Source organism: Burkholderia sp. BC1, assembly GCF_052683555.1.
The window spans coordinates 45,851-71,608 of the sequence record NZ_JBQYLP010000014.1; the positions used below are offsets into that span (position 1 = coordinate 45,851).

The window sequence follows — 25,758 nt, forward strand, 5'->3', positions numbered from 1 at the left end:
CGGCCGATGCTCGCCGCGACGGGCCTTTTGCTATCCTTGGGGAACCCGTTCGCCGGGCTTGTCCGGCCCGACGCTCCAACGTCCTTTCATGCTCCAGCTCTTCTATTCGAATCGCCACGAAACGCTGGCCGACGCGCTGCTCGACGATCTCGCCGCGTTCCCGGCCCGCAACGGCCCGTGGGCGCCGCAGCAGATCATCGTGCCGAGCGCCGCGCTGCGTCGCCGTCTCGAGCTCGACATCGCCGCGCGCCACGGCGTGTGCGCGAATGTCGAGTTCACGTATCTCGCGCAATGGCTGTGGACGCAGATCGGCCGCGTGCTCGACGTGCCCGCGCGTTCGCCGTTCGCGCCCGACCGGCTCGTATGGCGCTGCTACCGGTTGTTCGCGCAGGCGCCCGAGCATGCGCCGTGGCTTGCGTCGCCGCGGCTGGCCGCGTATCTCGGCGCGTCGGATGACGCGATGCGCTACGAGCTCGCGCATCGCGTCGCCACCGTGCTCGACCATTACCTGACCTATCGTCCCGAATGGCTGGCCGCCTGGCAGGCCGGCGAATCGGTGCTCGCGGCCGACGGCGCGCCGCGTGCGATCGGCGAGGCCGCACGCGACGACGAGCGCTGGCAGGCCGCGCTCTGGCGCGCGCTGCTCGCGGAGCTGAGCGATAGCGGCGCGCCGCCTGCGCATCGTTTTCTCGTCGACGCGCGGCAGATCGATGCCGACACGATCTCACGAATCGACTGGCCCGAATCGGTCAGCGTGTTTGCGCTGCCGACGATGCCGCCGCTGCACATCGCGCTGCTGCGCGAGCTGTCGCGCTGGATCGACGTGCGCGTGTACGCGCTGAATCCGTGCCGCGAATTCTGGTTCGACATCGTGACGGCCGCGCATGCGGAAGCGCTCGATGCGGCGGGCCGGCTCGACTATCAGGAAGTCGGCCATCCGCTGCTCGCGGAGTGGGGCAGGCAGACGCAGGCGCAGCTGCACATGCTGCACGAGCTGACCGAAAGCGCGGCGCTCGGCGATGCATCGCGGTTCGTCGAGAATCCCGCGCCGACCTGGCTCGCGCGCGTACAGAACGCGATCCTCGATCTGCAGCCGGAAGCCGCGCTCGGCGAGCCGCCGGCCGAACGCGGGATCGAGGTGCACGTGTGCCACAGCCTCGCGCGTCAGCTCGAGGTGCTGCACGACCGTCTGCTCGGCTGGTTCGATGCCGATCCGAGCCTGCAGCCGTCCGACGTGCTGGTCGCGGTGGCCGATCTCGCGGCGGCCGGGCCGCTGATCGACGCGGTGTTCGGCACGGCCGGCCCGGGCGGCGCGCGCATCCCCTATCGGATCACCGGGCTGCCGCCGTCGCAGGCGAACCCGGTCGCGCGCGTGCTGCTCGACTGGCTCGCGCTGCCCGAACGTCAGGTCGGCGCGCCCGAGCTCGTCGAATGGCTGCGCGTCGATGCGGTGGCCGCGCGCTACGGGATCGACGCGAGCGCGCTCGAAACCGTGCAGACCTGGCTCGCGGCTGCCGGCGCGCGGCGCGGGCTCGCGCCGGTCGCGCACGACGACGCGGCCGTACCGACGCCGCGCCACACGTTCTCCGATGCGCTGGCGCGCCTCTTTCTCGGTTACGCGATGCCGGACGGCGCAGCGCCGGTCGGCGCGTGGCTGCCGATCGAAGCGGCAACCGGCAGCGAAGCGGAACTGCTCGGCCGGCTCGCGCGCTTCACCGACGATCTCGACGGTTTCGCGCGGCGGCTCGCCGATGCGCATACGCCGCGCGGCTGGAGCGAACTGTTCGCCGACACGCTCGCGCGCTTCTTCGATTCGGGCGCCGCGTATGCGGACGCGCTTGCCGGCGTGCGCGACGCGCTCGACGCGATGCTCGCCGCGATGACCGAAGGCGCGGCCGACGAAGCGCTGCCCGCGGCCGTCGTGCGCGCGGGGCTCGCGGCGGCGCTCGACGATCCGGCGCGCGGCGGCGTGCCGTGGGGCGGCGTCACGTTCTCGTCGCTGACGAGCCTGCGCGGGCTGCCGTATCGGATCGTCTGCCTGCTCGGCATGGACGACGGCGTGCTGCCGAGCCTCGCGCGCGCCGACGAATTCGACCTGATGGCCGTGCTGCCGAAGCTCGGCGACCGTCAGCGCCGCGACGACGAGCGCAATCTGTTCCTCGACCTGCTGCTCGCCGCACGCGACCGGCTGCTGATCGCCTACACGGGGCGCAGCATTCGCGACAACGCGCCATTGCCGCCCGCGGCGCTCGTCGACGAACTGCTCGACCATCTCGCGCTCGTCACGGCCGGCCCGAACGCGGCGCCCGAGGCGGTCGACGCCGCGCGCCGCGCGTTCATCGTCGAGCATCCGCTGCAACCGTTCGCGGCTGCCTACTTCCGGCCCGACAGCACGATGGCGTCGTACGATGCCGAGCGCGCGGCGCTGGCCGCGCTGCTCGCGAGCGACGCGTCGCGCGACGGGCCGCGCGAGCAGCCGTTCTTCGCACAGCCGCTGCCGGCCGAGCCGGCGGAGCCGGTGCCGTTCGGCGAATTCGAGCGCTTCTGGCGCCATCCGGCGCGCGCGCTGCTGCGTGCGCGGCTCGGCATCGTGCTTGCCGACGCGCAGGCCGAGCTGCTCGACACCGAACCGTTCGCGCTCGACTTCGCGGGCAGCGATGCGCTCGCGGAGCGCGTGCTGCCGCTGCTGATCGAATCGGACGAAGCGGCCGCGCACGATCATGCGTTGCGTATCGCGGATGCGAGCCCCGAACTGCCGGGCGGCGCGACCGGCGCCGTGTGGCGCGACCAGGCGCTCGGCTCGCTCGCGCAACTCGCCTCGAACGTGCGCCGCGCGCTTGCCGACGGCATCGAGCGGCGCCCGTTCTCGCTGACGATCGCGCCCGCGTGGCCGCAGGCCGACCACGCGCTGTTCGGCGCCGACAGCGAGGCGCTCGCGCGCGACGCGACGCGCGCGCCGTTTGAGCTGCAGGGCACGCTGAACCGGCTGACGCAAGCCGGGCAGATCATCTATCGCTATGCGAAGCCGAGCGCACGCGACTATCTGTCCGCGTGGCTCGCGCATCTCGTCTATTGCGCCGTCGAACCCGACGGGCCGCGTCGTACGCTGTGGTTCGGCAGCGGCGGCGCATTCGAGCTGACGCCGGTCGCCGCGCCGCTCGATCGGCTCGCGCCGCTGGCCGCGCTGTTTCGCGCGGGCCGCCGGATGCCGCTGCGGTTTTTCCCGCGCAGCGCCTGGGCGCGCGTGACCGACGGCGAAGCGAAGGCCGCGAGCGTGTGGATCAACGAGCGTGTCGCGAGCGAGGCCGACGATCCGGCCATCGCGATCGCCTGGCGCGGTGCGCAGCCGTCGCTCGACGAGCCGTTCGGCACGCTGGCGCGGCTCGTGTTCGAGCCGCTCGTCGAACATTTGAAGGAGGTCGCATGAGCGCCGCTTCGCCATCGCAGCCGGCGCTCGAGCTCGACGTGTTCGCGTGTCCGCTCGACGGCGTGAACCAGATCGAAGCATCTGCCGGCACCGGCAAGACATGGAACATCTGCGCGCTGTACGTGCGGCTGCTGCTCGAGCAGGATCTCGGCGCCGACCAAATCCTCGTCGTCACATTTACGAAGGCGGCGACCGCCGAGCTGCATGAGCGGATTCGCGGCCGGCTTGCGCAGCTCGCGCATGCGCTCGATACGGGCGACGACGGCGGTGATCCGTTCGTCGCGAAGCTGTTCGAGACGACGCTCGCCGCGGGCGGTCCGCTCGATACCGCGACGGCCGCCAAGCGTATCCGCCGCGCGCTGCGCGCGTTCGACCAGGCGGCGATCCACACGATCCACGCGTTCTGTCAGCGGGCGCTGCAGGAAGCGCCGTTCGCGGCCGCGATGCCGTTCGCGTTCGAGATGGAAGCGGACGACGCGTCGCTGCGCTTCGAGCTTGCGGCCGATTTCTGGCGTACGCGCGTCGAGCCGACGGCGGCGCGCTGGCCCGGTTTCGCCGCCTGGCTCGTGCAGTCCGGCGCGGGGCCGGCCGCGCTCGATGCGCAACTCGCGCGCCGCTTGAAGAAGCCGCTCGCCGCGCTGCGCTGGGACGGCGTCGCCGAGCCCGACGACTCGGCCGACGCCGCGGCGGCGGAATGTTTCGCGGAAGCGGCGCGTCTCTGGGAAGCCGAGCGCGACGCGATCGACGCGCTGCTGCGTGCCGCGCAGCCGGCGTTGAACCAGCGCTCGCACAAGCCCGACGCAATCGCCGAGGCGTTCGCCGCATGGGGTGCGCATTTCGCGCAGCGCGATGCGGCCGCCGCGTTGCCGAAGGCCGCGCTGAAGCTCACACGCACCGCGCTCGAGAAGGCGACGAAAAAGGGCGGCGCGACGCCCGAGCATCCGTTCTTCGACGTCGCCGACGCGCTCGAAGCGACCGTCGCAGCCGCCGACGCGGCGCAGCGCGCGCGCTGGCTCGCGCTGATCGCCGAATGGCTCGACACGGCGCCGGCCGAGCTCGCCGAGCGCAAGCGCACGCGGCGCGTCGTGTCGTTCGACGATCTGCTGGCGAACCTGTATCACGCACTGCATGCGCATCCGTGGCTCGCCGACACACTGCGCGCACGCTATCCGGCCGCGCTGATCGACGAGTTCCAGGACACCGATCCCTTGCAGTTCGCGATCTTCGACCGGATCTTCGCGCCGGCCGGCCCGCTCTTTCTCGTCGGCGATCCGAAGCAGGCGATCTACAGCTTCCGCGCAGCCGATCTGCATACCTATCTCGCCGCGCGCGCGCGTGCGAGCGCCTGCTACACGCTTGCGGTCAATCAGCGTTCGACGCCGGCGATCGTCGAGGCATGCAATCGCTTTTTCCAGTCGAATCCGCGCGCGTTCGTGCTGGACGGGCTTGACTACTACCCGGTGCGCGCGGGCACGCGCACGCGCGCACCGTTCGCGGACGAGACCGATCCGGCGCCGTCCGGCGACTTCCGGATCTGGATGCTGCCGGGCGGCGACGGCACGCTGCTCAAGCGCGATGCGCACGCACAGGCCGCACAGGCATGCGCGGCCGAGATCGCGCGGCTGATGCGCGGCGCGCGCGAGGGCCATGTCCGGCTCGGCGAGACGCCGCTCTCGCCGGGCGACATCGCGGTGCTCGTGCAGACGCACCGTCAGGGCAGCCTCGTGAAGCGCGTGCTCGCCGCGTGGGGCATCGGCAGCGTCGAACTTGCGCAGGCGTCGGTATTCTCGACGATCGATGCGGAGCAGCTCGAGCGCGTGCTCGCGGCGATCGATGCGCCCGGCGATCTGCGGCGCCTGCGCGCGGCACTCGCGTCCGACTGGTTCGGCCTCGACGCGGGCGCACTGTGGCGCATGGAGCAGGGCGACGCCGATGCGCAACACGATGCGGGCGCAACCGATACGGCCGACGCGATGAGCTGGGTCGAGCGGTTTTCGCGCTATCGGCTGTTGTGGCGCGAACGCGGTTTCGCGGTGATGTGGCGCACGTTCGCGCGCGAGCTGCGGATCGCCGAGCGCCTGATGGCCGGCGCGGACGGCGAGCGCCGCGTGACCGACATCAATCATCTGGCCGAACTGACGCAGGCACGTGCGTCCGCGCAGCCGGGCATCGCGCCGACGCTGCGCTGGCTCGCCGCGCAGCGGCTCGACGGCGGCGGCGAAGAAGCGCAATTGCGGCTCGAATCGGACCGCAATCTCGTGCAGATCGTGACCGTACACAAGTCGAAGGGGCTCGAATACGCGATCGTGTTCTGTCCGTTCCTGAACGACGGCGGCTTGCGCGAGCCGCCCGCATCGGCGCTGCCCGATGCGCGCGAGTATCACGACGAAGCGGGTGACGCGGTGCTGCATTACGGCTGCGACGACGAGGCCGCCGCGCATGCGGCGCGACAGGCGTTGCGCGAGCAGGCCGCGGAACGCGCGCGGCTCGTGTACGTGGCGCTCACGCGCGCGGTCTATCGCTGCTATCTGGTCGCCGGGCCTTACCTCTCGTCGCGCTCGACGCGCGAGGCGCGGCGCAGCGTGCTGAACTGGCTCGTCGCCGGCGCGGGTAGGTCGTTCGATGCGTGGCTCGACGAGCCGCCGGACGATGCCGAACTCGATACCGCATGGCGCGCGCTCGCGGGCGGCCCGGTCAGCGTCGCGCCGCTGCCGGCGCCCGCACGCCGCGAGCGGCTGCCGGCCGGCCACGATGCGTCGCAGACGCTCGCCGCGCGCCACGCGACGCGCGTGCTGCGCGATGCGTGGCGGATGGCGAGCTTCAGCTCGTTGACTGCGTCGATCGCGCGCGAGGAGGCCGGTGTCGCACCGGTGCCGGACGACGAATTACGGCCGGACCACGACGCGCTCGCGGCGCTCGTGCCGGGCGGCGACATCGATGCGGCCGCGACCGTCGCGCCCGAGCCGCCCGACGACGACATTCTCCTCTTTCCGCGCGGCGCCGCGGCCGGCGAGTGCCTGCACCGGCTGTTCGAGCTGAGCCGTTTCGCGGAGCCCGCGTCGTGGCCCGCCGCTGCGCTCGGCGCGTTGCACGACCGTCCCGTCGAAGCCGAGCCCGCGCTTGCCGAGCGGCTGCCGGCGATGATGGTGCGGCTTGTCGACGACGTCGTGCATACCGAGCTCGTGCCCGGGCTGCGGCTCGCCGATCTCGATCCGGCGAAGCGGCTGAACGAAATGGGCTTCCTGTTTCCCGCGCCGTCGCTCGATCTCGGCGCGCTGCGCCGGCTGCTCGTCGCGCACGGCTATCCGGACGTCGCGCTGGACGCGGGCACGCTCGCCGGGTTCATCAAGGGTTTTATCGACATGATCGTCGAACATGACGGCCGCTTCTGGATCGTCGACTGGAAGTCGAACCATCTCGGCACGACGCCCGATGCATACGGCCCGCAGGCGCTCGACGCCGCGATGGCCGATCACGCTTATCACCTGCAGGCGCTGCTCTATACGGTCGCGCTGCATCGCTATCTACGCACGCGGCTTGCCGGCTACGACTACGATCGGCACATCGCCGGCTATCTGTACCTGTTCGTGCGCGGCGTGCGGCCCGCTTGGCGCAGCGGCGGCGCGCCGGCCGGCGTGCATGCGCGGCGCCCGGCGCGCGAGCTCGTCGACGCGCTCGACCGGATGATGGAAGGGGGGGCGGCATGAACGTGTCGGACGATACGCTCGAATTCACCGGCGGCCTTGTCGCGCGGCTGCCCGAGCCGGCGGACTTCGGCATCGCGCTCGCGGAGGGCTTCGCGCGCCGGATCGGCGATCTCGCGCGCCGCGCGGGCGCGCCGGCCGAGGCCGCGCGCTGGGCCGCACGCGCGGCCTTCGCGACGAGCCGCGCGACGGCGGCCGGTCACGTCTGCGTGTCGCTAGGCGCGCTCGCGCAGCGCTACGAGGCGCCGCTCGACGACGTGCGCGCGGCGCTCGCGGCAAGCGGCGTCGTCGCGTTCGGCACGCTCGTGCGCGGCGACGAGCGGCCGCTGATCGTCGACCGGCACGATCACCTGTATCTGTCGCGCTATTTCGACTACGAACGGCGTCTTGCCGATGCGCTCGTCGCGCAGGCCGGCGTCGCGCGCGCGGACGATGCGCTGTCGCCCGAGCGCCTGCGCGAGAACCTGACACGCTATTTCGGTCCGGCGACCGGCGAAGTCGACTGGCAGCGTGTCGCGGCGATCGTCGCGCTGACGGGCCGCGTGACGATCGTCAGTGGCGGGCCCGGCACCGGGAAGACGACGACCGTCGTCGGCGTGCTGGCCTGTCTGCTCGACACGCACCCGGCGCTGCGCGTTGCGCTCGCCGCGCCGACCGGCAAGGCCGCGCAGCGCATGCAGGAAGCGCTGCACGCGCGTGCCGGCGACTTGCCGCCCGAGCTCGCGGCGCGGCTGCCCGACACGTCGTACACGCTGCACCGGCTGCTCGGCGGCGGCGGTGCGTCGGGCTTTCGCCATCATCGCGAAAACCCGCTGCCGTACGACCTGATCGTCGTCGACGAAGCGTCGATGATCGACGTCGCGCTGGCCGCGCATCTGCTCGATGCGCTCGCGCCCGGCGCGCGGCTCGTGCTGCTCGGCGACAAGGATCAGCTTGCGGCGGTCGAGGCCGGCGCGGTGTTCGCGGAATTGAGCGCACGGCCGACGTTTACCGCCGCCGCACGCACGCGCATTTCGCAGGCGCTGGGGATCGACGAAGCGGCGTTCGCTGCGGCATTGCCGGTGCCGGACGATGGGGCGAGTGAGAACGGAGCGACGTCGGCAGCGCCGCCCGTGGCGCCGCCGCCGACGTCGCCCGCTGCCGCCGCGCGCAAGACGACACGCAAGCGAACGGTCGATGTGCGGCAAGCGTCGCTGTTCGACGACGAACCGTACGACGAAGACGCAACGGCGGCCGACAGCGACTCCTCGCCACGATCGTCCACCGACGCCACCAACGCCACGGACCCGCACGACGACGCCCCCGCGTGGATCGAGGGCGACGAACTCGCATGGCTCGATGCAGCCGTGCTGCCGCCGCTCGACGCGAACGCGATGGCGCTCGCGTCGAGGCCCGCATCGGCGGCGTCGGCACGCGTCGAAGCGACCGCACCGTCGCCCGCCGCGTCCGCGCATGCGTCAGCGCCCGCGCCGCTCGCCGACTGCGTCGTCTGGCTCGAACGCAATTACCGGTTCGGGCTCGATTCGCCGATCGGCCGGCTGTCGCTTGCGATCCGCCGCGGCGACGTGCAGGCCGCGCTCGATGCGTTGCCCGCCGACGACGCAGCCGCCGCGTCGTTTTACGAAGATGCAGGGGACACGCTGGCCGCGGCGACGATCGACCGGCTCGCGCGGCGGTTCGACGCCTATCTCGACGCGCTGCGCACGGCGCTGGCCGCGCCCACGCCCGATCCGCTGCCGCTGTTCGACGCACTCAACCGGTTCCGGATCCTCTGCGCGACGCGCAACGGCTCGCGCGGCGCGGAACACGTGAACGCGCTCGTCGCCGCGCAGGTGCGGCGCGCCGCGCGCGTGCCGCTCGCGGTCGGTGCGCACTGGTTCACGGGGCGGCCGATCATGGTCACGCGCAACGACTACGCGCTCGGCCTCTTCAACGGCGACATCGGGATCGCGCTGCCCGATGCGAACGGCGTGCTGCGCGTGTGGTTCCGCCGCGCGGACGACACCGCGCGCGCGGTGTCGCCTGCCGCGCTGCCGCCGCACGAGACGGCGTTTGCGCTGACGGTCCACAAGTCGCAGGGCTCCGAGTTCGACGAGGCCGCGCTCGTGCTGCCGGCATCGTTCGGTCGCGTGCTGACGCGCGAGCTCGTCTATACCGCGGTCACGCGTGCGCGCGCACGCGTGCAGGTGATCGGCGCGCGGCACGTGCTGGCGCAGGCAGTCGCGGCCCGCACGCAGCGCGATTCGGGCCTGTCCGCGCGCGTCGACGAAGCGCTCGCTCGGCGTCGCGCGGAGGCAGCGCGATGATGATCCGCTACACGCTCGATCCGGCCGACGTCGAATGGACGGCCGTGCGCGCGCAAGGCGCGGGCGGCCAGAACGTGAACAAGGTGTCGAGCGCGATTCATCTGCGCTTCGATATTCGCGCGTCGTCGCTGCCGGCGGTGCTGAAGGAGCGGCTGCTCGCGCTGTCCGACCAGCGGATCACGCGCGACGGCGTCGTCGTGATCAAGTCGCAGGAATACCGGACGCAGGACAAGAACCGCGAAGCCGCGCTCGCGCGGCTCGATGCGCTGATTCGCAGCGTCGCGTTCACGCCGCGCGCACGGATCGCGACGCGGCCGACCCGCGCGTCGAAGGAGCGTCGGCTCGAGCACAAGGCGCGCCGTAGCGCGGTGAAGTCGGGGCGCGGCAAGATCGTCGACTGAGCGGCAGCGCAAGCGCGCTGCGCCCATCGCGCCATCGCGTGCGCGCGATCCGGCGCTAACGCATCACCGTGCCCGCGCTGTCGAGTACGAAATCGACGCAGAACACGACGAGCTGCCCGCGCGCATGCGTCGCGACGGCCGCCGTATAGCAGTCGCGGCCTTCGGTCAGCGAAAAATGCGGTCCCATCAGCGCGACGCGGCCGGGCGCCGCGATCGCGCGCTGGAAGTACGGCCGCCGCGACCAGTTGCTGTGGGTCTCCGGAAACAGCGGCGCGAGCCGCGTCGTGCCGGCCGGGCCCGGCGCGCCGATCGACGGCAGGAACTGCTCGCCGATCTCGTCGGTGACGAACACGCGCCGTGCGGCCGGCACCGCGAACACGCGCTGCGCGGCATCGTGCAGATCGCCGCTCGCGGCAAACGCCGCAGCGCCCGCGAGCACGAGCGGCTCGATCGCATCGAAACCGGGCTGCGCGGGGGCCGGCGGCGCATGCCGGCGCGCGATGAAACGCTGCCACGCCGCATCGAGCATCGCGGGCACGGCCGCACTCGCGTGCGCGATCGACGTGTCGGGCTGGCCGAACTGGAAGCCCTGCACGAAGTCGATGTCGGCATCCATCAGCGCCTGCAGCGCGTCGTCGCTTTCGACACCTTCGGCGAGCACCATCGCGCCGGCCTGATGCAGCATCGACACGAGGTGATGCATGATCCGGCGATCCTCGGGCGACCATGTCGAACGCTCGACGAGCGAACGGTCGAGCTTCACGATGTCGGGCCGCGCACGCCACACGCGGTCGAAGTTCGAGAACCCGGTGCCGAAGTCGTCGATCGCGATCAGGAAGTCGCGATGCTGGATCATGTCGATCGTGCGCGCGAGCGCGGCTTCGTCGCGCGCGGGCTGCTCGATGACCTCGAGCACGATGCGGTTCGGCGACAGCGAGAAGTGGCGGCACAGCGCTTCGACGAACTCGCGCTGCACGAGGCCCGAATCGAGCACGCGCGGCGTCACGTTCAGGAACAGCCAGCCGTCGCCGATGCCTTGCGCGACGAAATTGGCCGTATGCAGGCAGCGCGCGAGCCGGTCGAGCAGCAACGAATCGGCGTCGTTGCGCGTGCGGTCGAACAGCGCGGTCGGCGAGATCAGCGTGCCGTTCGCGTCGACCACGCGCAGCAGCGCCTCGTAGCCGACCACGCGCTTGTGCGTGATCGACAGCACGGGCTGGAACGCGCTGCGCAGCGTCGTGCCGCGGTAGGTCGCGACCCAGCCGCCGGGCGTCGGCGTCAGGCGATCGAGGAGGGAGTCGAGCGAGAGGTCGCGCGAGGACTTCATGTCGGTAGCGCGCTGGCGCGAACGGAAGGGGCGATTTCACGCCGCCACGCAGGTGCGATCGCGCGCGAACGCGGATGCGGAAGAACGTGGGACATCGGAGCCGCCTTCTGCGGATGAGTGTTCGCAGTGTACCGGGAATGGCGCGGTGCGCGTATCAGGGTAACTCCACACGCGCCGCTCCGGCCGCGCGCGGCCGGCCGGCCCTCAGGCCGCTTCGCCGCCGCGCGGCCCGATGCCGGGAAGGCGCTTGATCGCGCCGGTCGCGAGCGCGGTGCCGACGAGCACGATCGCGCAGCCTTCGACCATCGCGATCGACACCTGTTCGCCGAGGAACAGCGCGCCCCACAGCAGCCCGAACACCGGGATCACGAACGTCACGGTGATCGCGCGTGCGGGGCCGATATGCGAGATCAGAAAGAAGAAGATGAAATACGCGACGCCCGTGCACGCGACGCCGAGCGCGAGCACGGCGCCCCACGCGTGCGCGCTGACGGCCGCGGCCGGCCACGTCGCGATCGCGAACGGCACGAGCAGGACGGTCGAACCGATCATGCTGCCGGTCGCGTTGATCAGCGGGTCGACGCCGCCGAGCTTGCGTTTCGTGTAGTTCGCGGCGATCCCGTAGAGCAGCGTCGCGCCGAGCGCGGCCGCCGCGGCCAGTGCCGTGGTGCCGGCTCCGGCGTCGCCGTGCGCGGTCGCGACCTGATCCCAGACGAGCGTCAGCACGCCGGCGAAGCCGATCACGAGCCCGAGCGCGCGCAGCCACGACAGCTTGTCCTTCAGCCACAGATAGGCGACGAGCGCGCCCCACAGCGGCGTCGTCGCGTTGATCACCGACGTCACGCCGGCCGACAGCGTCAGCTCGGCGAAGGCGAACAGGCAGAACGGCGCGCCGGAATTGAGCACGCCGACGACAAACAGCGGCCCCGCATGGCGACGCAGCCGCGCGGCGAGATCGGCGGCGGGGAAGCGCGTGAGCGCGAACGCAGTCAAGAACAGCGCGCCGATCCCGACGCGCAGCGCCATCAGCGGCGCGACGCCGAATTCGGCGACGCCGACCCGGATGAACAGGAACGACGCGCCCCACAGGGCGGCGAGCACGGTCAGCAACAGCGCATTTTTCGGAGACATCGGGCGGGCGGCAGAGGGTGGATGCGCTGAATCTTACACCGCGTTACGACCGGTCGTTTCAGGATCGAATGAAACGACAAGAAACGGGAAGAGGGCGAAGAGCGCGCGCGGCGCCGCGACGGCGCAACGCGCGCGCGATGCGCGACGCGAACGCGACGCCGCGCATGCGGTACCTGCGGCCGTCAGTGATGGCGCCAGCCGCCGCGTCCGCCGCCGAAGCCGAAGTTCAGCGACAGCGACGGCCCCCAGTAGCCGCCCCAGGCCGGCGCATAGGCGGGCGCCGGATAGTAGTAGACGGGTGCGGGATCGACATAGACGGGCGCCGGCTGAACCGGCGCGGCCGCGTAATAGCCGTACGGGTAGTAGCAGCCGGCGAGCGCCGTGCAGGCGAGCGCGGCGGCGACGAGCGTCCTGTTCATGATGTCACTCCGGCGGCCGACGAGCGGCCGATGCGTGGGTCGTGCGCACCGTCGTGAACGGCGCGGCATCGCGCCGGCTTGCTTCGTACGCACCGTAAATCGTCATTCGAATGCGCGTGCGCGCGGGCGTTCGCGCGATTACACGCGAAGCATACGCCGCGCACCGGTGACACGCTGTACGAAACGGTAACGGATCATTTCCGCGCCCGCGCGCGAGCGGCTCATGCGAAAACGGCGCTTCGCTGCCGCGCAAGCGCCGTGGGAGGACCGGAGCGACATGTCGCGCACCGCATCGCGGCGCGCGTCGCGCCGCTTACTTGCCGACCTGGTTGCCGATCAGGCCGCCGGCCGCTGCGCCGCCCAACGTCGACAGCGCGTTGCCGCCGATCGCCGCGCCCGCGACGCCGCCGACGCCCGCACCGATTGCCGTGTCACGCTGGCGCCTCGTCATCGAGTCGCAGGCCGACAGGCTGGCCACCGTTGCGACGAGGAGAGCGCACACCCCAATACGCCGAATCGAGTTCATGATCGTTGTCCTTGTGGTAGTGAACGGAAGGGCGCGCTGCCGGCCCGCGGCCGCGCATGAATTCAATCTACGCGCGCGCCCGCGGTGCTGCTGTAAGGACTTGTTAAGCCCCTACGCGTTTCGTAATGAATTGTTTCGTCCGTACGCACAGGCACGCGCGATGCGAGCGGGCGCGCAAAAAAAGCCCGCGCGAAGGCGGGCTCGACGAACGACGTGCGCGCCGCGGCGCGCCGTGCGTTACTGACGGTGATAGATTTCCGAGCCGCTCTTCACGAACTCGACGGCCTTCACTTCCATCCCTTTCTGCAGCGCGTCGGCTTCGGACACGCCCTGCTGCGCTGCGAACTCGCGCACGTCCTGCGTGATCTTCATCGAGCAGAAGTGCGGGCCGCACATCGAGCAGAAGTGCGCGACCTTCGCCGAATCCTTCGGCAGCGTTTCGTCGTGGAATTCGCGCGCCTTGTCCGGATCGAGGCCGAGGTTGAACTGGTCTTCCCAGCGGAACTCGAAGCGCGCCTTCGACAACGCGTTGTCGCGCACCTGCGCGCCCGGATGACCCTTCGCGAGATCGGCGGCATGCGCGGCGAGCTTGTACGTGATGATGCCTTCCTTCACGTCGTCCTTGTTCGGCAGACCGAGGTGTTCCTTCGGCGTCACGTAGCAGAGCATCGCGGTGCCGAACCAGCCGATCATCGCGGCGCCGATGCCCGACGTGATGTGGTCGTATCCCGGCGCGATGTCGGTCGTCAGCGGCCCGAGCGTGTAGAAGGGCGCTTCCTTGCACCAGTCGAGCTGCAGATCCATGTTTTCCTTGATCAGCTGCATCGGCACGTGGCCCGGACCTTCGATCATCACCTGCACGTCGTGCTTCCACGCGATCTGCGTGAGCTCGCCGAGCGTCTTCAGCTCGCCGAGCTGCGCTTCGTCGTTCGCGTCGTAGATCGAGCCGGGGCGCAGACCGTCGCCGAGCGAGAAGCTCACGTCGTACGCCTTCATGATCTCGCAGATCTCTTCGAAGTGTTCGTAGAGGAAGCTTTCCTTGTGATGCGCGAGACACCACTTCGCCATGATCGAGCCGCCGCGCGACACGATGCCCGTCATCCGGTTCGCGGTGAGCGGCACGTACTGCAGGCGCACGCCGGCGTGGATCGTGAAGTAGTCGACGCCTTGCTCGGCCTGCTCGATCAGCGTGTCGCGGAAGATTTCCCAGGTCAGTTCCTCGGCCTTGCCGTTGACCTTCTCGAGCGCCTGGTAGATCGGCACCGTGCCGATCGGCACCGGGCTGTTGCGGATGATCCACTCGCGCGTTTCATGGATGTGCTTGCCGGTCGACAGATCCATCACCGTATCGCCGCCCCAGCGGATCGCCCACGTCATCTTGTCGACTTCCTCGCCGATCGACGACGTGACGGCCGAGTTGCCGATGTTCGCGTTGATCTTCACGAGGAAGTTGCGGCCGATGATCATCGGCTCCGATTCCGGGTGATTGATGTTGGCCGGGATGATCGCGCGGCCGCGCGCCACTTCGTCGCGCACGAATTCCGGCGTGATCTCGCTCGGCGCGTTGCCGCCGAATGCCGCGGCGCCGAACGCCTGCCCCGGATGCTGGCGGCCCATCATCGCGGCGAGCTTCGCACCGTTCGGGCCGCTCGCCTTCAGGCTCTCGAGGTATTCGGCGCGGCGCTGGTTTTCGCGGATCGCGATGAACTCCATCTCCGGCGTGATGATCCCCTGACGCGCATAGTGCATCTGCGTCACGTTCTTGCCGGCGCGCGCGCGGCGCGGATTGCGGTGCAGGCCCGGGAAGCGCAGGTCGGCGGTGGCCGGATCGGCCGCGCGCTCGCGGCCGTACTGGCTCGACAGGCCGGGCAGCGTTTCGGTGTCGCCGCGTGCCTCGATCCAGCGCTGACGCAGCGCCGGCAGGCCCGCGCGGATGTCGATCTTGGCGTCCGGATCGGTGTACGGGCCCGACGTGTCGTAGACGTAGATCGGGGGATTCTTTTCGCCGCCGAAGCCGGTCGGCGTGTCGGCCTGCGTGATCTCGCGCATCGGCACGCGGATGTCGGGCTGCGAACCCGTCACATAGACTTTCCGCGAATTGGGCAGCGGCGCGACGGCAGCAGCGTCGACGTGGGCGTCGGCAGACAGAAACTTCGGATTGGCGTTCATGCAATCTCCTTGTCGGCCCGAGTGGGCGCCTTGGCGTTCACCCGGGCCCCGTGACGAATGGGGGCTCGAGCTAAGCAGGAGACGAGTTTGGTGAGGCGGCGGGTTTCGTCAGAGGGATGGCGGCGAAGCCCGTACGCTTCCCTGCGCTGGCATTATCCAGATCAGGTTCAAAGGGTATTTCTCACCCACAATGCCGGCCGTTTCGACCGGGAGCATTGCAGGACCCCCGCGTTAGCAAGGGCACACGATACACCGGCTTCGCGGCGGATTCAACCGGAACCGGCCGCGGCGCGACGTGCGCGCGCAGCATCGCGAGCGCGCGCCTCCCACGCACTGCGCGACGCGCGCGTGTGCCGGCGGCTGCGCAGTGCAGCATCGTGCCGTGCGGCGTGTGCGGAAAACTTCGGGATCGCGATCGTTTCGACGGGCGTCGCCGCTTTGCGGCGTTCGACACGCGCGCCGGCCGCCGAAATGTCGCGCCGAAACGTCAGTCCTGTTCCTTTCAGCAGTGTCAGGCGATGCTTTCGAATCCTTGGTGCCATAATGCCGAGCGTGCGCAGCCGTTGCGGTTGCGCACGTTTTTTTGTCCCTCTGCCGCCGCCTGCCGGTTTTCATTCGTCGCCGTTCGCACTGTCATGTCGTTCCGCACGTCCGCTTTCGCTTTCCCGGCCCTGTCAGGGCCGCTTGCCGGCGTCGCCGGCGTCTTTCGGCGGAGCACGCGGCGCGACGTGCGGGCGGTCAGGCCATGACGCCGCTCGACCGTCTGCTCGATTTCCTCGCGCGCTTCCCGCTGCGGATTCGTCTGCCGCAAAGCCGCGGCGGCCGCGTTGCGCTCGCGCTCGTCTTCATCTATTTCGTCTGGGGTTCGACGTACAGCGGGCTGCATTTCGCGCTGCAGTCGTTCCCGCCGCTGCTGCTGTCGGGGCTGCGCAACCTGCTCGGCGGGATCGGCCTGTTCGTCTTCGCGCTGCGCCGCAAGCCCGAATGGCCGACGCTCGTCGAGATCCGTAATGCGGCGATCGTGGGCACGATGCTCGTCGCGCTGTCGTCCGGCACGATCGCGCTCGGGATGCGCACGGTCAGCAGCGGTTCGGCCGCGGTGATGGTCGCGACGGTGCCGCTGTTCGCGACCGTGATCGCGGCGGTCGCCGGGCGGCGCGTGACGAAAGGCGAGTGGGCGGCCGTCGCGCTCGGGATGGTCGGGATCGTCGTGCTGAATTCGGGCGGCGCCGCCGCCGAAAACTCGGCGCTCGGCACGATCAGCGTGCTGGCCGGCGCGCTGTTCTGGGCAGGCGGCGCGCATCTCGCGACGCGGCTCAAACTGCCGTCCGACCTGTTTCTTTCGACGTCGCTGCAGATCGGCCTCGGCGGGCTGATGTCGACGCTCGCCGCATGGCTGCTCGGCGAGCATGTCGAACACCTCGCGGTCGCGCCGGTGTTCGCGTTCGTCTATCTGATGGTGTTCTGCACGATGGCCGCGTACGTCGCGTACGGCTATCTGATCCGGCACACGAGCCCGATCATCGCAAGCAGCTGCATGTACGTGAATCCGATCGTCGCCGTGGCGCTCGGCGCGCTGATGCTCGGCGAGCCGGTGACGATGGCGACCGTCGTCGCGACCGTCGCGATCCTCGGCAGCGTCGGGCTGTCGTTCCTGTTCGATCCGGCGCGTCGGCCGGCAGCGGCCGCGGCCGGTTCGCCGGTTGCTGCGACTGCGTCGGCGGCTGATGGCGCGTCGGCGTACGAGCCGATCGCAGTGCCCGTGCCCGCCGCGATGCCGGACGTTGCGCCCGGTATGACGGCGGCCGCCGTATCGGCGGCGAGTGCGGTGGCGAATGCTGCGCCGGATGGCGCGGCGGCCGGTGCGGCGGTAGCGGGTGCAGGCGTGGTCGATGCTGCGGCGGCCGGTGCAGCGGCAGCGCACGAAGGCGTTGTTGATGCTACGGGAGCCAGTGCAGCGGCAGCGCACGAAGGCGTTGTTGATGCTATGGGAGCCGGTGCAGCGGCAGCGCACGAAGAGGTTGTTGATGCTGCGGGAGCCGGCGCAGCGGCAGCAGGCGAAGCGGTCGTTGATGCTTCGGCAGTCGATGCAGCGGTAATACGCGAAGCAGTCGTTGGCGCGGCGGCAGCCTATGCAGCGGCAGCCGGTGCTGCAGCGGTCGACGCCGCGACGGCCGGCACAGCGGCAGTCGATGCAGCAGCACCCCACGCGGCGACGCCCGACACGTTGTCGCCACTTGCGCCGCGGCCTGCGCGCGAGTCCTCACCGCAGCGCGCGGACGCGTAAGGCGCCCGCCCCGCGCGCGGCGGCGGCGCTCAGCCGCGCTTGCCGCCGACGTAGTGGAACGCGCCGGCGAGCGCGGTAAACAGCAGTCCGGCCGCGCACATGCCGAGCCAGCCGGCTGCGCGCCAGGCCATAACGCCGACCGACGAGCCGAGCGCGCCGCCGATGAAATAGCACACCATGTAGACCGTGTTCACGCGGCTGCGCGCTTCCGGCTTCAACGCGTAGATGCGCGACTGGTTCGAAATCTGCGCGGCCTGCACGCCGACGTCGAGCACGATCACGCCGATCACGAGCCCGACGAGGCTCGTGCCCGACAGCGCGAAGATCACGAACGAGACGGCCAGCAGCGCGATCGCGAGCGAGATGATCGCGCGCGGCCCGCGCGTGTCGGCGAAGCGTCCCGCATACGGTGCTGCGAGTGCGCCCGCCGCGCCGACGATGCCGAACAGGCCGGCCGCCTGCGGGCCGAGATGAAACGGCGGTCCTGCAAGCAGCAGCGTCAGCACCGGCCAGAACGCGCTGAACGCCGCGAACAGCGAGGCGCCCGTCAGCGACGCTTCGCGCAGCCCGCGCAATTCGACCACGAGATGCCACATCGAGCCGAGCAGCTTGCCGTACGACAGCGTCGAGGTCGGCGAGCTGCGCGGCAGCCGCAGCACGATGACGACTGCCAGTACGACGAGCGCGGCCACCGATGCGCCGAACACCGCGCGCCATCCGAAGTATTCGGCGACGAAACCGGCGGCCGTGCGCGCGAGCAGGATGCCGATCAGCAGGCCGCTCATCACGGTGCCGACCGCATGGCCGCGCTCGGCCGGCGGCGCGATCTCGGCCGCGAACGGCACGGCCTGCTGCGCGATCGTCGCGAGCACGCCGATCGCGAGGCTCGCCGCCGCGAGCACGACGAGCGACGGCGCGCTGGCGGCCGCGATCAACGCGACCGACAGGCCCGCCATCTGCAGCAGGATCAGCGTGCGGCGATCGAAGCGGTCTCCGAGCGGCGCGAGCAGGAACATGCCGGCCGCGTAGCCGAGCTGCGTCGCGGTCGGCACCGCGCCGATCCACGATGCGCCTTGCGGAAACGCCGAGCGGAAGCTGTCGAGCAGCGGCTGGTTGTAATAGATGTTCGCGACCGACACGCCCGCGATCGTCGCAAGCAGCAACAGCAGGCTGCGCGAGTAGTGGGGCGAGGCGGCGTCGGTCGGACGGTCGGACGAAGCGATGGACATGGCTGCACGGGACGAAAGGAGCGCGTCGCGGCGCGCGCGGCCGTGGCGGGCGCGGGCGCAGCCGGACGTCGATCGAGGGTGCCGATCATACCGGAGCGCCGCGAATCGTGCCGGCGGCCTGATTGGGCGGGAGTATGGTCCACAAGGGCCGGGGTGCCGATGCGGCACGGCGGTCAAGCATTGGCGTGGGCGAATCGCGTCGGTCGCGCCGTTCGTCGGCATACCGGAAGCGCTGGGAACCATGCCGGCGGCTGCATGCCGTGCGATTGCGACCCGCGACGCGTAGCGGCAGCGGATGCGGCATTGCGGTCGGGGGGCGGCGGCGCGGACCAACCCGCATGGATGATCTCCCGCTCGTCGACATACCGGAGCGCTGCGAACCACGCCCGCGGCGACATGCCCTGCGATCGCGACCCAGTGAACCGCGATGCGCGCGTGTCGCCGATGCGTCATCGCCGCCGGCGTCGCACGCCCCAACCGCATCAGTCGACCAGTTCGCCGGACGGCTCGTAAAACGGATACGGCCCGTCGCCCTCGTCGACGTACACGTGATGCGAAACCATCCCGGTGTCCGGCGCGTACCGGTGGACCGCGAACGCCGGCGGCTCGAGCCGGAACGCGGACGGCCCGTCCGCGCGCAGGTCGAAGGCGACCTGATGGGCAGGCGCCGGCACCGCCGACGCGAGCGTTCCGCCGAAGCGCGTGAACATCGTCCGGTGCACGTGCCCGCAGAGCACGCGCTCGACGTTCGGATAGCCGCGCAGCAGCGCATCGAGCTTCGCGGCCGCGCTCGGTGCGAGCCGCAATGCATCCATGTGCGCGATGCCCGACACGAACGGCGGATGATGCAACGCGACGATCGTCGGCCGGTCGCGCGCGGCGTCGAGCTGCGCGGCGAGCCAGCCGAGCCGCGCATCGCACAGGTCGCCGCCGCTCGTGCGCGGCACCTGCGAATCGAGCGCGAGCACGCGCACCGCGCCGATGTCGAGCGCGTACTGCACGAATTCGCCGTGCTGCAGTTCGTGGCGATCCGCGAACGCGCGACGCAGCGCCGCGCGATCGTCGTGATTGCCGACCATCAGGTAGTACGGAATCTCGAGCGCCGCGAGCAGATCGCGCAGGTGTCGGTATTCGTCGTCATGGCCGAAATCGGTCAGGTCGCCCGTGACGAGCACCGCATCGGGGCGCGGCACGAGCGCATTCAGCTTCGCGACGCAGCGCGCGAGCGCGGCCGCGGTGTCGACGCGCCGGTACGCGAGCTGGCCCGGACGCTTGATGTGGAGATCGCTGATTTGAGCAAGCAGCATCGTCGGTTCCTCGGAGGGATGTCGTTATCGTGGGTGCGCGCGAGGCGCGCCGCTCATGCGCCGAGCGCGATCAGCCCGTCGGTCGCGATCGACAGGCCGACCGCGGTGCCGCGTGCAAGCGCGATGCGGCCCGGCACGTCGATCACGAGCGCGTCGGGCGCCGCATCCTCGATCGTCAGCCGCGTGCGCTCGCCGAGGAACGCACATGCGCCGACCGTGCCGCGCAACGGTGCATCGGCCGGATCGGCGAGCTGCGCGTCCTCGGGACGGAAGAACCATTCGTCGCCCGCATGCGGCGTCGCGATCGCGCCGCCCGTCGTGACCAGCGCGCCGTCCCGCCATTGTCCTGCAACGCGATTCAGCGTGCCGATGAATTGCGCGACCGTGCGGTTCGCGGGGCGGTAGTAGACGTCGCGCGGCGTGCCGATCTGTTCGATGCGCCCGGCGCCCATCACGACGATCCGGTCGCCGAGCTCCATCGCTTCGGCCTGATCGTGCGTCACGTAGACGGTCGTCACGCCGAGCGCGCGCAGCAGCGCGTTCATCTCGCGGCGCAGTGCGTCGCGCAGCTTCGCATCGAGCGCGGTCAGCGGTTCGTCGAGCAGCAGCACACGCGGGCCGACTGCGAGCGCGCGTGCGAGCGCGACGCGCTGACGCTGTCCGCCGGACAGCTGATCGATCGGCTTGTCCGCATGCGCGTCGAGCCGCATCATCGCGAGCAGCTCGTCGACACGCGCGCGCAGCGCACGCGGCTCGGTGCGGCGAATCTTCAGCCCGTAGCCGACGTTGCCGCGCACCGTCAGGTTCGGAAACAGCGCGTAGTTCTGGAACACCATGCCGACCTGCCGACGCTCGATCGGCAGCGCGGTCACGTCGTCGTCGCCGAATGCGATCGTGCCGCCGGCATCCGGCGTGTCGAGGCCCGCGATCAGGCGCAGCGTCGTCGTCTTGCCGCAACCGGACGGGCCGAGCAGCACGAGCGTCTCGCCCGCGCCGATCGACAGGTCGAGCGGTCCGAGCACGCGCGTGCCGCGAAACGTCTTCGCGCAGCGGGTCAGCGTAATGGGAATGGAATCGAGTTTCATCGGAACGGAAAGATCAGCGTGCGCGCCGCTTCGACGCGCGCGTGCCGGACGGATCGACGCCGAGCCATTGCATCGCGACGAGCAGCGGCAGCGTCATCAGCAGGAACAGGATCGTGTAGGCGCTGCCGACTTCGAGACGCAGCGACGCATAGGTATCGGCGAGACCGACCGGCAGCGTCTTCGTGTCGGGCGTATGCAGCATCCACGTGAGATTGAATTCGCCGATCGATAGCGTGAGCACCGCGAGCGCCCCCGCGACGATGCCGGGGCGCAGGTTCGGCAGCACGATCGTCGCGAAACGCGTGGCGAACGACGCGCCGAGGCTCGCCGCGCCTTCCTCGAGCGTGCGCAGGTCCGCGCTCGCCGCGACGGCCGCGACTGCGCGCACCATGAACGGCAGCGTGAACACGACGTGGCCGGCGACGATGAACCACAGACTCATCCGGAATGCGGTGAAGCCGCCGTAGACGATCAGCAGCGCGAGCGCCGACGCGAGGCCCGGCAGCGCGACGGGCAGCACGAGCGCTTCCTCGATCACGCGCGCGACGCGGCTGCGGCTGCGCGCGAGCGCATAGCCGGCCGGCACGCCGACGACGAGCACGATCGCGAGCGTCGCGAACGCGACGGCGAGCGACAGCCAGATCGAGCCGTGGTACTGCTGCCACACCTGTTCGAGCCAGCGCAGCGTGAGGCCGCTCGACAGCCCGCGGAAATAGTTGACGGTCAGGCCCGCGAGCACCGACATCGCGACGGGCACGATCAGGAACGCGCAGAGCAGCAGCGTGACGCTCCATTGCAGCGCGGCGATCGCGCGGCCGCCGGCCCGGCGCGGCACGCGACGCGAACGGCCGGCCGCGCGCGCCGACGACGCGGCGCGCGGCGGCGCGGAAGAATCGGAAAGCGATGGCATCGAATGCCTCCTCAGGCCGCGGCAGCGGCGGTGTGACCGGCGAACCGGCGCGCGAGCGCGAGCACGGCCCATGTGACGAGGCCGAGCACGATCGACAGTCCGGCCGCCGTCGCGATGTTCGCGTTCAGCGTGAACTCGGTATAGATCGTCATCGGCAGCACATCGAGATCGGTCGCGAGCGTAAACGCGGTGCCGAACGCGCCCATCGCGGTCGCGAAGCAGATCGCGCCGGCCGCGATCAGCCCCGGCGCGAGCGCGGGCAGCACGATGTCGGCGAAGATGCGCCACGGCGATGCGCCGAGCGAACGCGCGGCTTCCTCGAGCGACGGATCGAGCTTCGAGGCGGCCGCGATCACGGTGACGATCACGCGCGGAATCGAGAAGTACAGGTAGCCGACGAACAGCCCCGCGATCGAATACGCGAACACCCACTTGTCGCCGGTCAGCTTCGCGGACAACACGCCGATCAATCCCTGCCGCCCGGCCAGCATGATCACCATGAAGCCGACGACGACGCCCGGGAACGCGAGCGGAAAGGTCAGCAGCGCGAGCAGCACGCGCTTGCCGGCGAATTCGCGGCGCGCGAGCAGCAGGCCGGAAATCGTCGACAGCGCGAGCGTCGCGAGCGTGACGCCCGCGGACAGCGCGACGGTCGCGCCGAGGCTTTTCATGTAGCGCGCGTTGCCGAGCAGCGCCGCGTACCGCGCGACGAATCCGCCGTCGGCGGAGACCTGCACGAGCGCGACCATCGGCAGCAGCCAGAATGCGGCGAACACCGCGAGCGCCGGCGCGACGAGCGCGATGCGCCAACGCAGCGGAAAAGTCAGATCAAGCATCGGCGCTTACTGCATCACCTGCAGATACTGCTGGCCGAACGCCTGCTGGCCGGCCGCCATCTTGCCGAAGTCGACCGGCTTCGCGCGCGCATAGTCGCTCGCGGGCAGGAACTTCGTCGCGACGTCGGCGGGCAGCGTCTGTGCGCGCACCGGCCGCAGATACGCGTTCGCCCACAGCTTCTGGCCTTCGTCGGACAGCACGAAATCAAGCACCTTTTTGCCGTTCGCGTCGTGCGGCGCGCCTTTCACGAGACTCATCACGTAGGGCACCGCGATCGTGCCTTCCTTCGGGATCACGAACTCGACGTTCGCGTTGTCCTTGTATTTCGCGCGGTATGCGTCGAAGTCGTAGTCGAGCAGAATCGGAATCTCGCCCGACAGCACGCGGGCATACGCGGTCTGCTTCGGCACGATCGGCGCGTTCGCCTTCAGCTTGCGGAACCAGTCGAGCGCCGGCTTGAAGTTGTCGAGGCTGCCGCCGAGCGCCTGGTTGACGGCGACCGCGCCCGCATAGCCGACGAATGCGCTCGACGGATCGAGATAGCCGACCATCCCCTTGTATTCGGGCTTCAGCAGATCGGCCCATGAGCGCGGCACCGGTTTGCCGTCCAACGCGTCCTTGTTGACGAAGAAGCCGAGCGTGCCCGAATGAATCGCGAACCAGTAGCCCTGCGGGTCTTTCAGGTTCGCGGGGATGTCGTTCCAGTGCGCGGGCTTGTACGGCGCGATCACGCCCTTGTCCTTCGCCTGGAATGCGGACGAGACGCCGAGATAGACGACGTCGGCGACCGGGCTCTTCTGTTCGGCGATCAGTTGTGCGATCGCCTGACCCGAGTTCTTGTTGTCGAACGGCACGCGAATGCCGGTCTTCTGCTTGATCGCCGCGATCTGCGCGGCCCAGTCGGCCCATTCGGGCGGACAGTTGTAGCAGATCGCCGTTTCGTCGGCGCGAGCGGCGTTCGCGCCGGCGACGAGCGCGGCGCAGGCGAGCGGCGCGGCGAGCGCGCGCAGCAGCGAGGTCAGACGGAAAGGCACGATCAGGTCTCCGGACGAAGAAAGGGGACGTCACCGCGCGCCGCATGCAGCACGCGGCGCGCGGGTTTACGCGCGACGCAGTTGCACGTCGGCCGCGGGCGGGGCGACGGTCGCGCCGTCGCGCACCGCGTGCGGCAGGATCAGCGACGTGCGTTCGATCGCGGCGCCGCCGATCGCGTCGATCAATCGTCGCCATGCATGGCGGCCGATGTCGCGGTTCGGCGTCGCGACGCTCGCGAGCGGCGGCGCGAGCAGCTCGCCGATGTCGATGCCGTCGAAGCCGAGTACCGACAGGTCGTCCGGGATCGAGAAACCGGCGCGGCGCAGCCCGCGCATCACGACCATCGCGAGCAGGTCGTTGCTGCAGAAGAGGGCGGTCGGACGCGTCGCGTGCGCGGTCAGATGCGCGAGCACCGCGTCGGGCAGTTCGGGCGCGTTGAAGTCGACTTCGACGGGCGGCAGCGTCGCGACGCCGCTTTCGGCGAGCGCTTGCGCATAGCCGAGATGGCGCTGGCGCGCGCGATCGGATGCGGCGAGCGAGCCCGCGAGCATCAGCACGCGGCGATGGCCGCGCGCGGTGAGCAGCCGCACACCGTCGTATGCGGCGTGCCGGTTGTCGACCGACACCGACGGCCGGCGCTGCGTGTCGTTGTGCATCAGCACGTAATGCGGTCCGTCGCGATCGAGCATGTCGAGCAGCGGATGCGTGTCGGCGTCGGCGACCGTCAGGATCAGGCCTTCGACGCGTTGCTCGCGCAGCGTCTCGATCGCGTGACGTTCGCGCGCCGCGTCGTATTCGGTGGTCATCAGGATCAGCTTGAAGCCTGCCGCGGTCGCAAGCTCGTCGATGCCGAGCAGGCAGTCGGCGAATACGGGATTCGACAGCGTCGGCACGACGACGCCGACGAGCCGCGTGCGCTCGCCGCGCAGTTGCCGGCCGAGCGGACTCGGACGAAAGCGCAGCGTATCGATCGCGGTGCGGATCGCTTCGAGCGTCGCCGGACTGACGGTATGCGGCGCATTGATCGCGCGCGACACGGTGGCGATCGAAAAGCCGGCGAGTGCGGCGACATCCTTGATGGTCGAGGTCATGAGGTCACGCGATGTAAACGTTTTCGGCGCGTTGATTATCGAAAACGTTTGTGACCTGTCGATGACGCGTGAAGGGGGCGTATCGCGGTGTGCGTGTGCGCCGCGCGCAAGACGGTCGGCGCGTCGGAGAGGCAGTCCCGATTGTATCGGCGGATGCGTCGATGCGGGGCGAAACCGCATGCGCTCGCGGGATTGGCGTCGGTTACGGCGGATTATTCCGGCAGCGCATCGGTGCCGGCGGACGCGAGAGCATGCTTCGACGGTGCGCGGCATGCCTGAATCGGGGAACGCACGCGCGACCAATGGTAGAATCGCGTCCGCCCTGTTGCCGGGGTGATGAAATTGGTAAACATAGCGGACTTAAACGATTGAGTGCCCGGCCGGAAACGGTCGGTGCAGAACCCTTCAAATTCGGCGAAACCCCTGATGTGCGCATCGAGGCAACGCCGAGCCAAGCCTCGCGGGTACCGCGAGGAAGGTGTAGAGACTAGACGGGGGGCGCCTAAGGCGCACGGGTACGCAGCACGCCCGCGCGCGACGGCGAAGGCATAGTCCAGCGCACGAACG

The 25,758-nt window shown here is 70.2% G+C and carries 16 protein-coding genes, 1 pseudogene and 1 riboswitch; of the genes and pseudogenes, 5 read left to right on the forward strand and 12 right to left on the reverse strand.

What is annotated here, in order from left to right:
- Positions 1-88 precede the first annotated feature (88 nt).
- Genes recC through arfB form a run of 4 tightly spaced genes read left to right on the forward strand, consistent with a single transcriptional unit; the run spans position 89 to position 9,838 of the window.
- Positions 89-3,427 (forward strand): exodeoxyribonuclease V subunit gamma, encoded by a 3,339-nt coding sequence (recC, locus tag ACSHSS_RS09545; RefSeq protein ID WP_445544869.1) that lies wholly within the window; start codon positions 89-91, stop codon positions 3,425-3,427.
- Entirely contained in the window at positions 3,424-7,134 is a 3,711-nt protein-coding gene (gene recB / locus ACSHSS_RS09550) for an exodeoxyribonuclease V subunit beta (protein WP_445544870.1), read from the forward strand. The genes recC and recB overlap by 4 nt, the downstream gene beginning before the upstream one ends.
- On the forward strand, positions 7,131-9,437 hold the full coding sequence (locus ACSHSS_RS09555; protein ID WP_445544871.1) for an AAA family ATPase: 2,307 nt from the start codon (positions 7,131-7,133) through the stop codon (positions 9,435-9,437). The genes recB and ACSHSS_RS09555 overlap by 4 nt, the downstream gene beginning before the upstream one ends.
- Entirely contained in the window at positions 9,434-9,838 is a 405-nt protein-coding gene (gene arfB / locus ACSHSS_RS09560; protein WP_105836271.1) for an alternative ribosome rescue aminoacyl-tRNA hydrolase ArfB, read from the forward strand. Before ACSHSS_RS09555 ends, arfB begins: the two co-directional genes overlap by 4 nt.
- A gap of 55 nt (positions 9,839-9,893) precedes the next feature.
- On the opposite strand, the gene ACSHSS_RS09565 is transcribed toward arfB, so the two are convergent.
- From ACSHSS_RS09565 to thiC, 5 genes are all read right to left on the reverse strand, one after another.
- Positions 9,894-11,165: an EAL domain-containing protein gene (locus ACSHSS_RS09565; RefSeq protein WP_445544872.1), complete on the reverse strand. Its 1,272-nt coding sequence runs from the start codon at positions 11,163-11,165 to the stop codon at positions 9,894-9,896.
- Between the two features lie 204 nt (positions 11,166-11,369).
- Positions 11,370-12,296 (reverse strand): DMT family transporter, encoded by a 927-nt coding sequence (locus tag ACSHSS_RS09570; RefSeq protein WP_253575692.1) that lies wholly within the window; start codon positions 12,294-12,296, stop codon positions 11,370-11,372.
- 182 nt (positions 12,297-12,478) lie between these two features.
- The gene (locus ACSHSS_RS09575; protein ID WP_006401166.1) at positions 12,479-12,715 is read right to left on the reverse strand and encodes a hypothetical protein; all 237 of its coding nucleotides are present in this window, start codon (positions 12,713-12,715) and stop codon (positions 12,479-12,481) included.
- Positions 12,716-13,028: 313 nt separating this feature from the next.
- Complete coding sequence (locus tag ACSHSS_RS09580) at positions 13,029-13,241, reverse strand: glycine zipper 2TM domain-containing protein (protein WP_012467552.1); 213 nt, start codon at positions 13,239-13,241, stop codon at positions 13,029-13,031.
- A gap of 237 nt (positions 13,242-13,478) precedes the next feature.
- Positions 13,479-15,410: a phosphomethylpyrimidine synthase ThiC gene (thiC, locus tag ACSHSS_RS09585; RefSeq protein WP_006401164.1), complete on the reverse strand. Its 1,932-nt coding sequence runs from the start codon at positions 15,408-15,410 to the stop codon at positions 13,479-13,481.
- Between the two features lie 120 nt (positions 15,411-15,530).
- Positions 15,531-15,648: riboswitch (TPP riboswitch) on the reverse strand.
- A gap of 507 nt (positions 15,649-16,155) precedes the next feature.
- Between thiC and ACSHSS_RS09590 the strand changes: the two are divergent.
- Positions 16,156-17,131: pseudogene (locus tag ACSHSS_RS09590) on the forward strand (EamA family transporter); the annotation flags it as partial.
- A 595-nt stretch (positions 17,132-17,726) separates the two neighbouring features.
- Here the strand turns inward: ACSHSS_RS09590 and ACSHSS_RS09595 are convergent.
- The 7 genes from ACSHSS_RS09595 to ACSHSS_RS09625 all read right to left on the reverse strand — a co-directional run bounded on the left by ACSHSS_RS09595 (position 17,727) and on the right by ACSHSS_RS09625 (position 25,191).
- Positions 17,727-18,926, reverse strand: coding sequence for an MFS transporter (locus ACSHSS_RS09595; RefSeq protein ID WP_006408886.1), 1,200 nt, complete (start codon positions 18,924-18,926; stop codon positions 17,727-17,729).
- 482 nt (positions 18,927-19,408) lie between these two features.
- Entirely contained in the window at positions 19,409-20,233 is an 825-nt protein-coding gene (locus ACSHSS_RS09600; RefSeq protein WP_445544873.1) for a phosphodiesterase, read from the reverse strand.
- Positions 20,234-20,286: 53 nt separating this feature from the next.
- A complete protein-coding gene (locus ACSHSS_RS09605; protein ID WP_369716840.1) occupies positions 20,287-21,318 on the reverse strand; it encodes an ABC transporter ATP-binding protein in 1,032 nt (343 codons plus the stop codon).
- A 13-nt stretch (positions 21,319-21,331) separates the two neighbouring features.
- Positions 21,332-22,228, reverse strand: a complete 897-nt coding sequence (locus tag ACSHSS_RS09610; RefSeq protein WP_045594049.1) for an ABC transporter permease — start codon at positions 22,226-22,228, stop codon at positions 21,332-21,334.
- Between the two features lie 11 nt (positions 22,229-22,239).
- Positions 22,240-23,064, reverse strand: a complete 825-nt coding sequence (locus ACSHSS_RS09615) for an ABC transporter permease (protein WP_445544874.1) — start codon at positions 23,062-23,064, stop codon at positions 22,240-22,242.
- A gap of 6 nt (positions 23,065-23,070) precedes the next feature.
- Entirely contained in the window at positions 23,071-24,099 is a 1,029-nt protein-coding gene (locus tag ACSHSS_RS09620; protein WP_054316243.1) for an ABC transporter substrate-binding protein, read from the reverse strand.
- Positions 24,100-24,165: 66 nt separating this feature from the next.
- On the reverse strand, positions 24,166-25,191 hold the full coding sequence (locus tag ACSHSS_RS09625) for a LacI family DNA-binding transcriptional regulator (protein WP_006401155.1): 1,026 nt from the start codon (positions 25,189-25,191) through the stop codon (positions 24,166-24,168).
- Between the last annotated feature and the right edge of the window lie 567 nt (positions 25,192-25,758).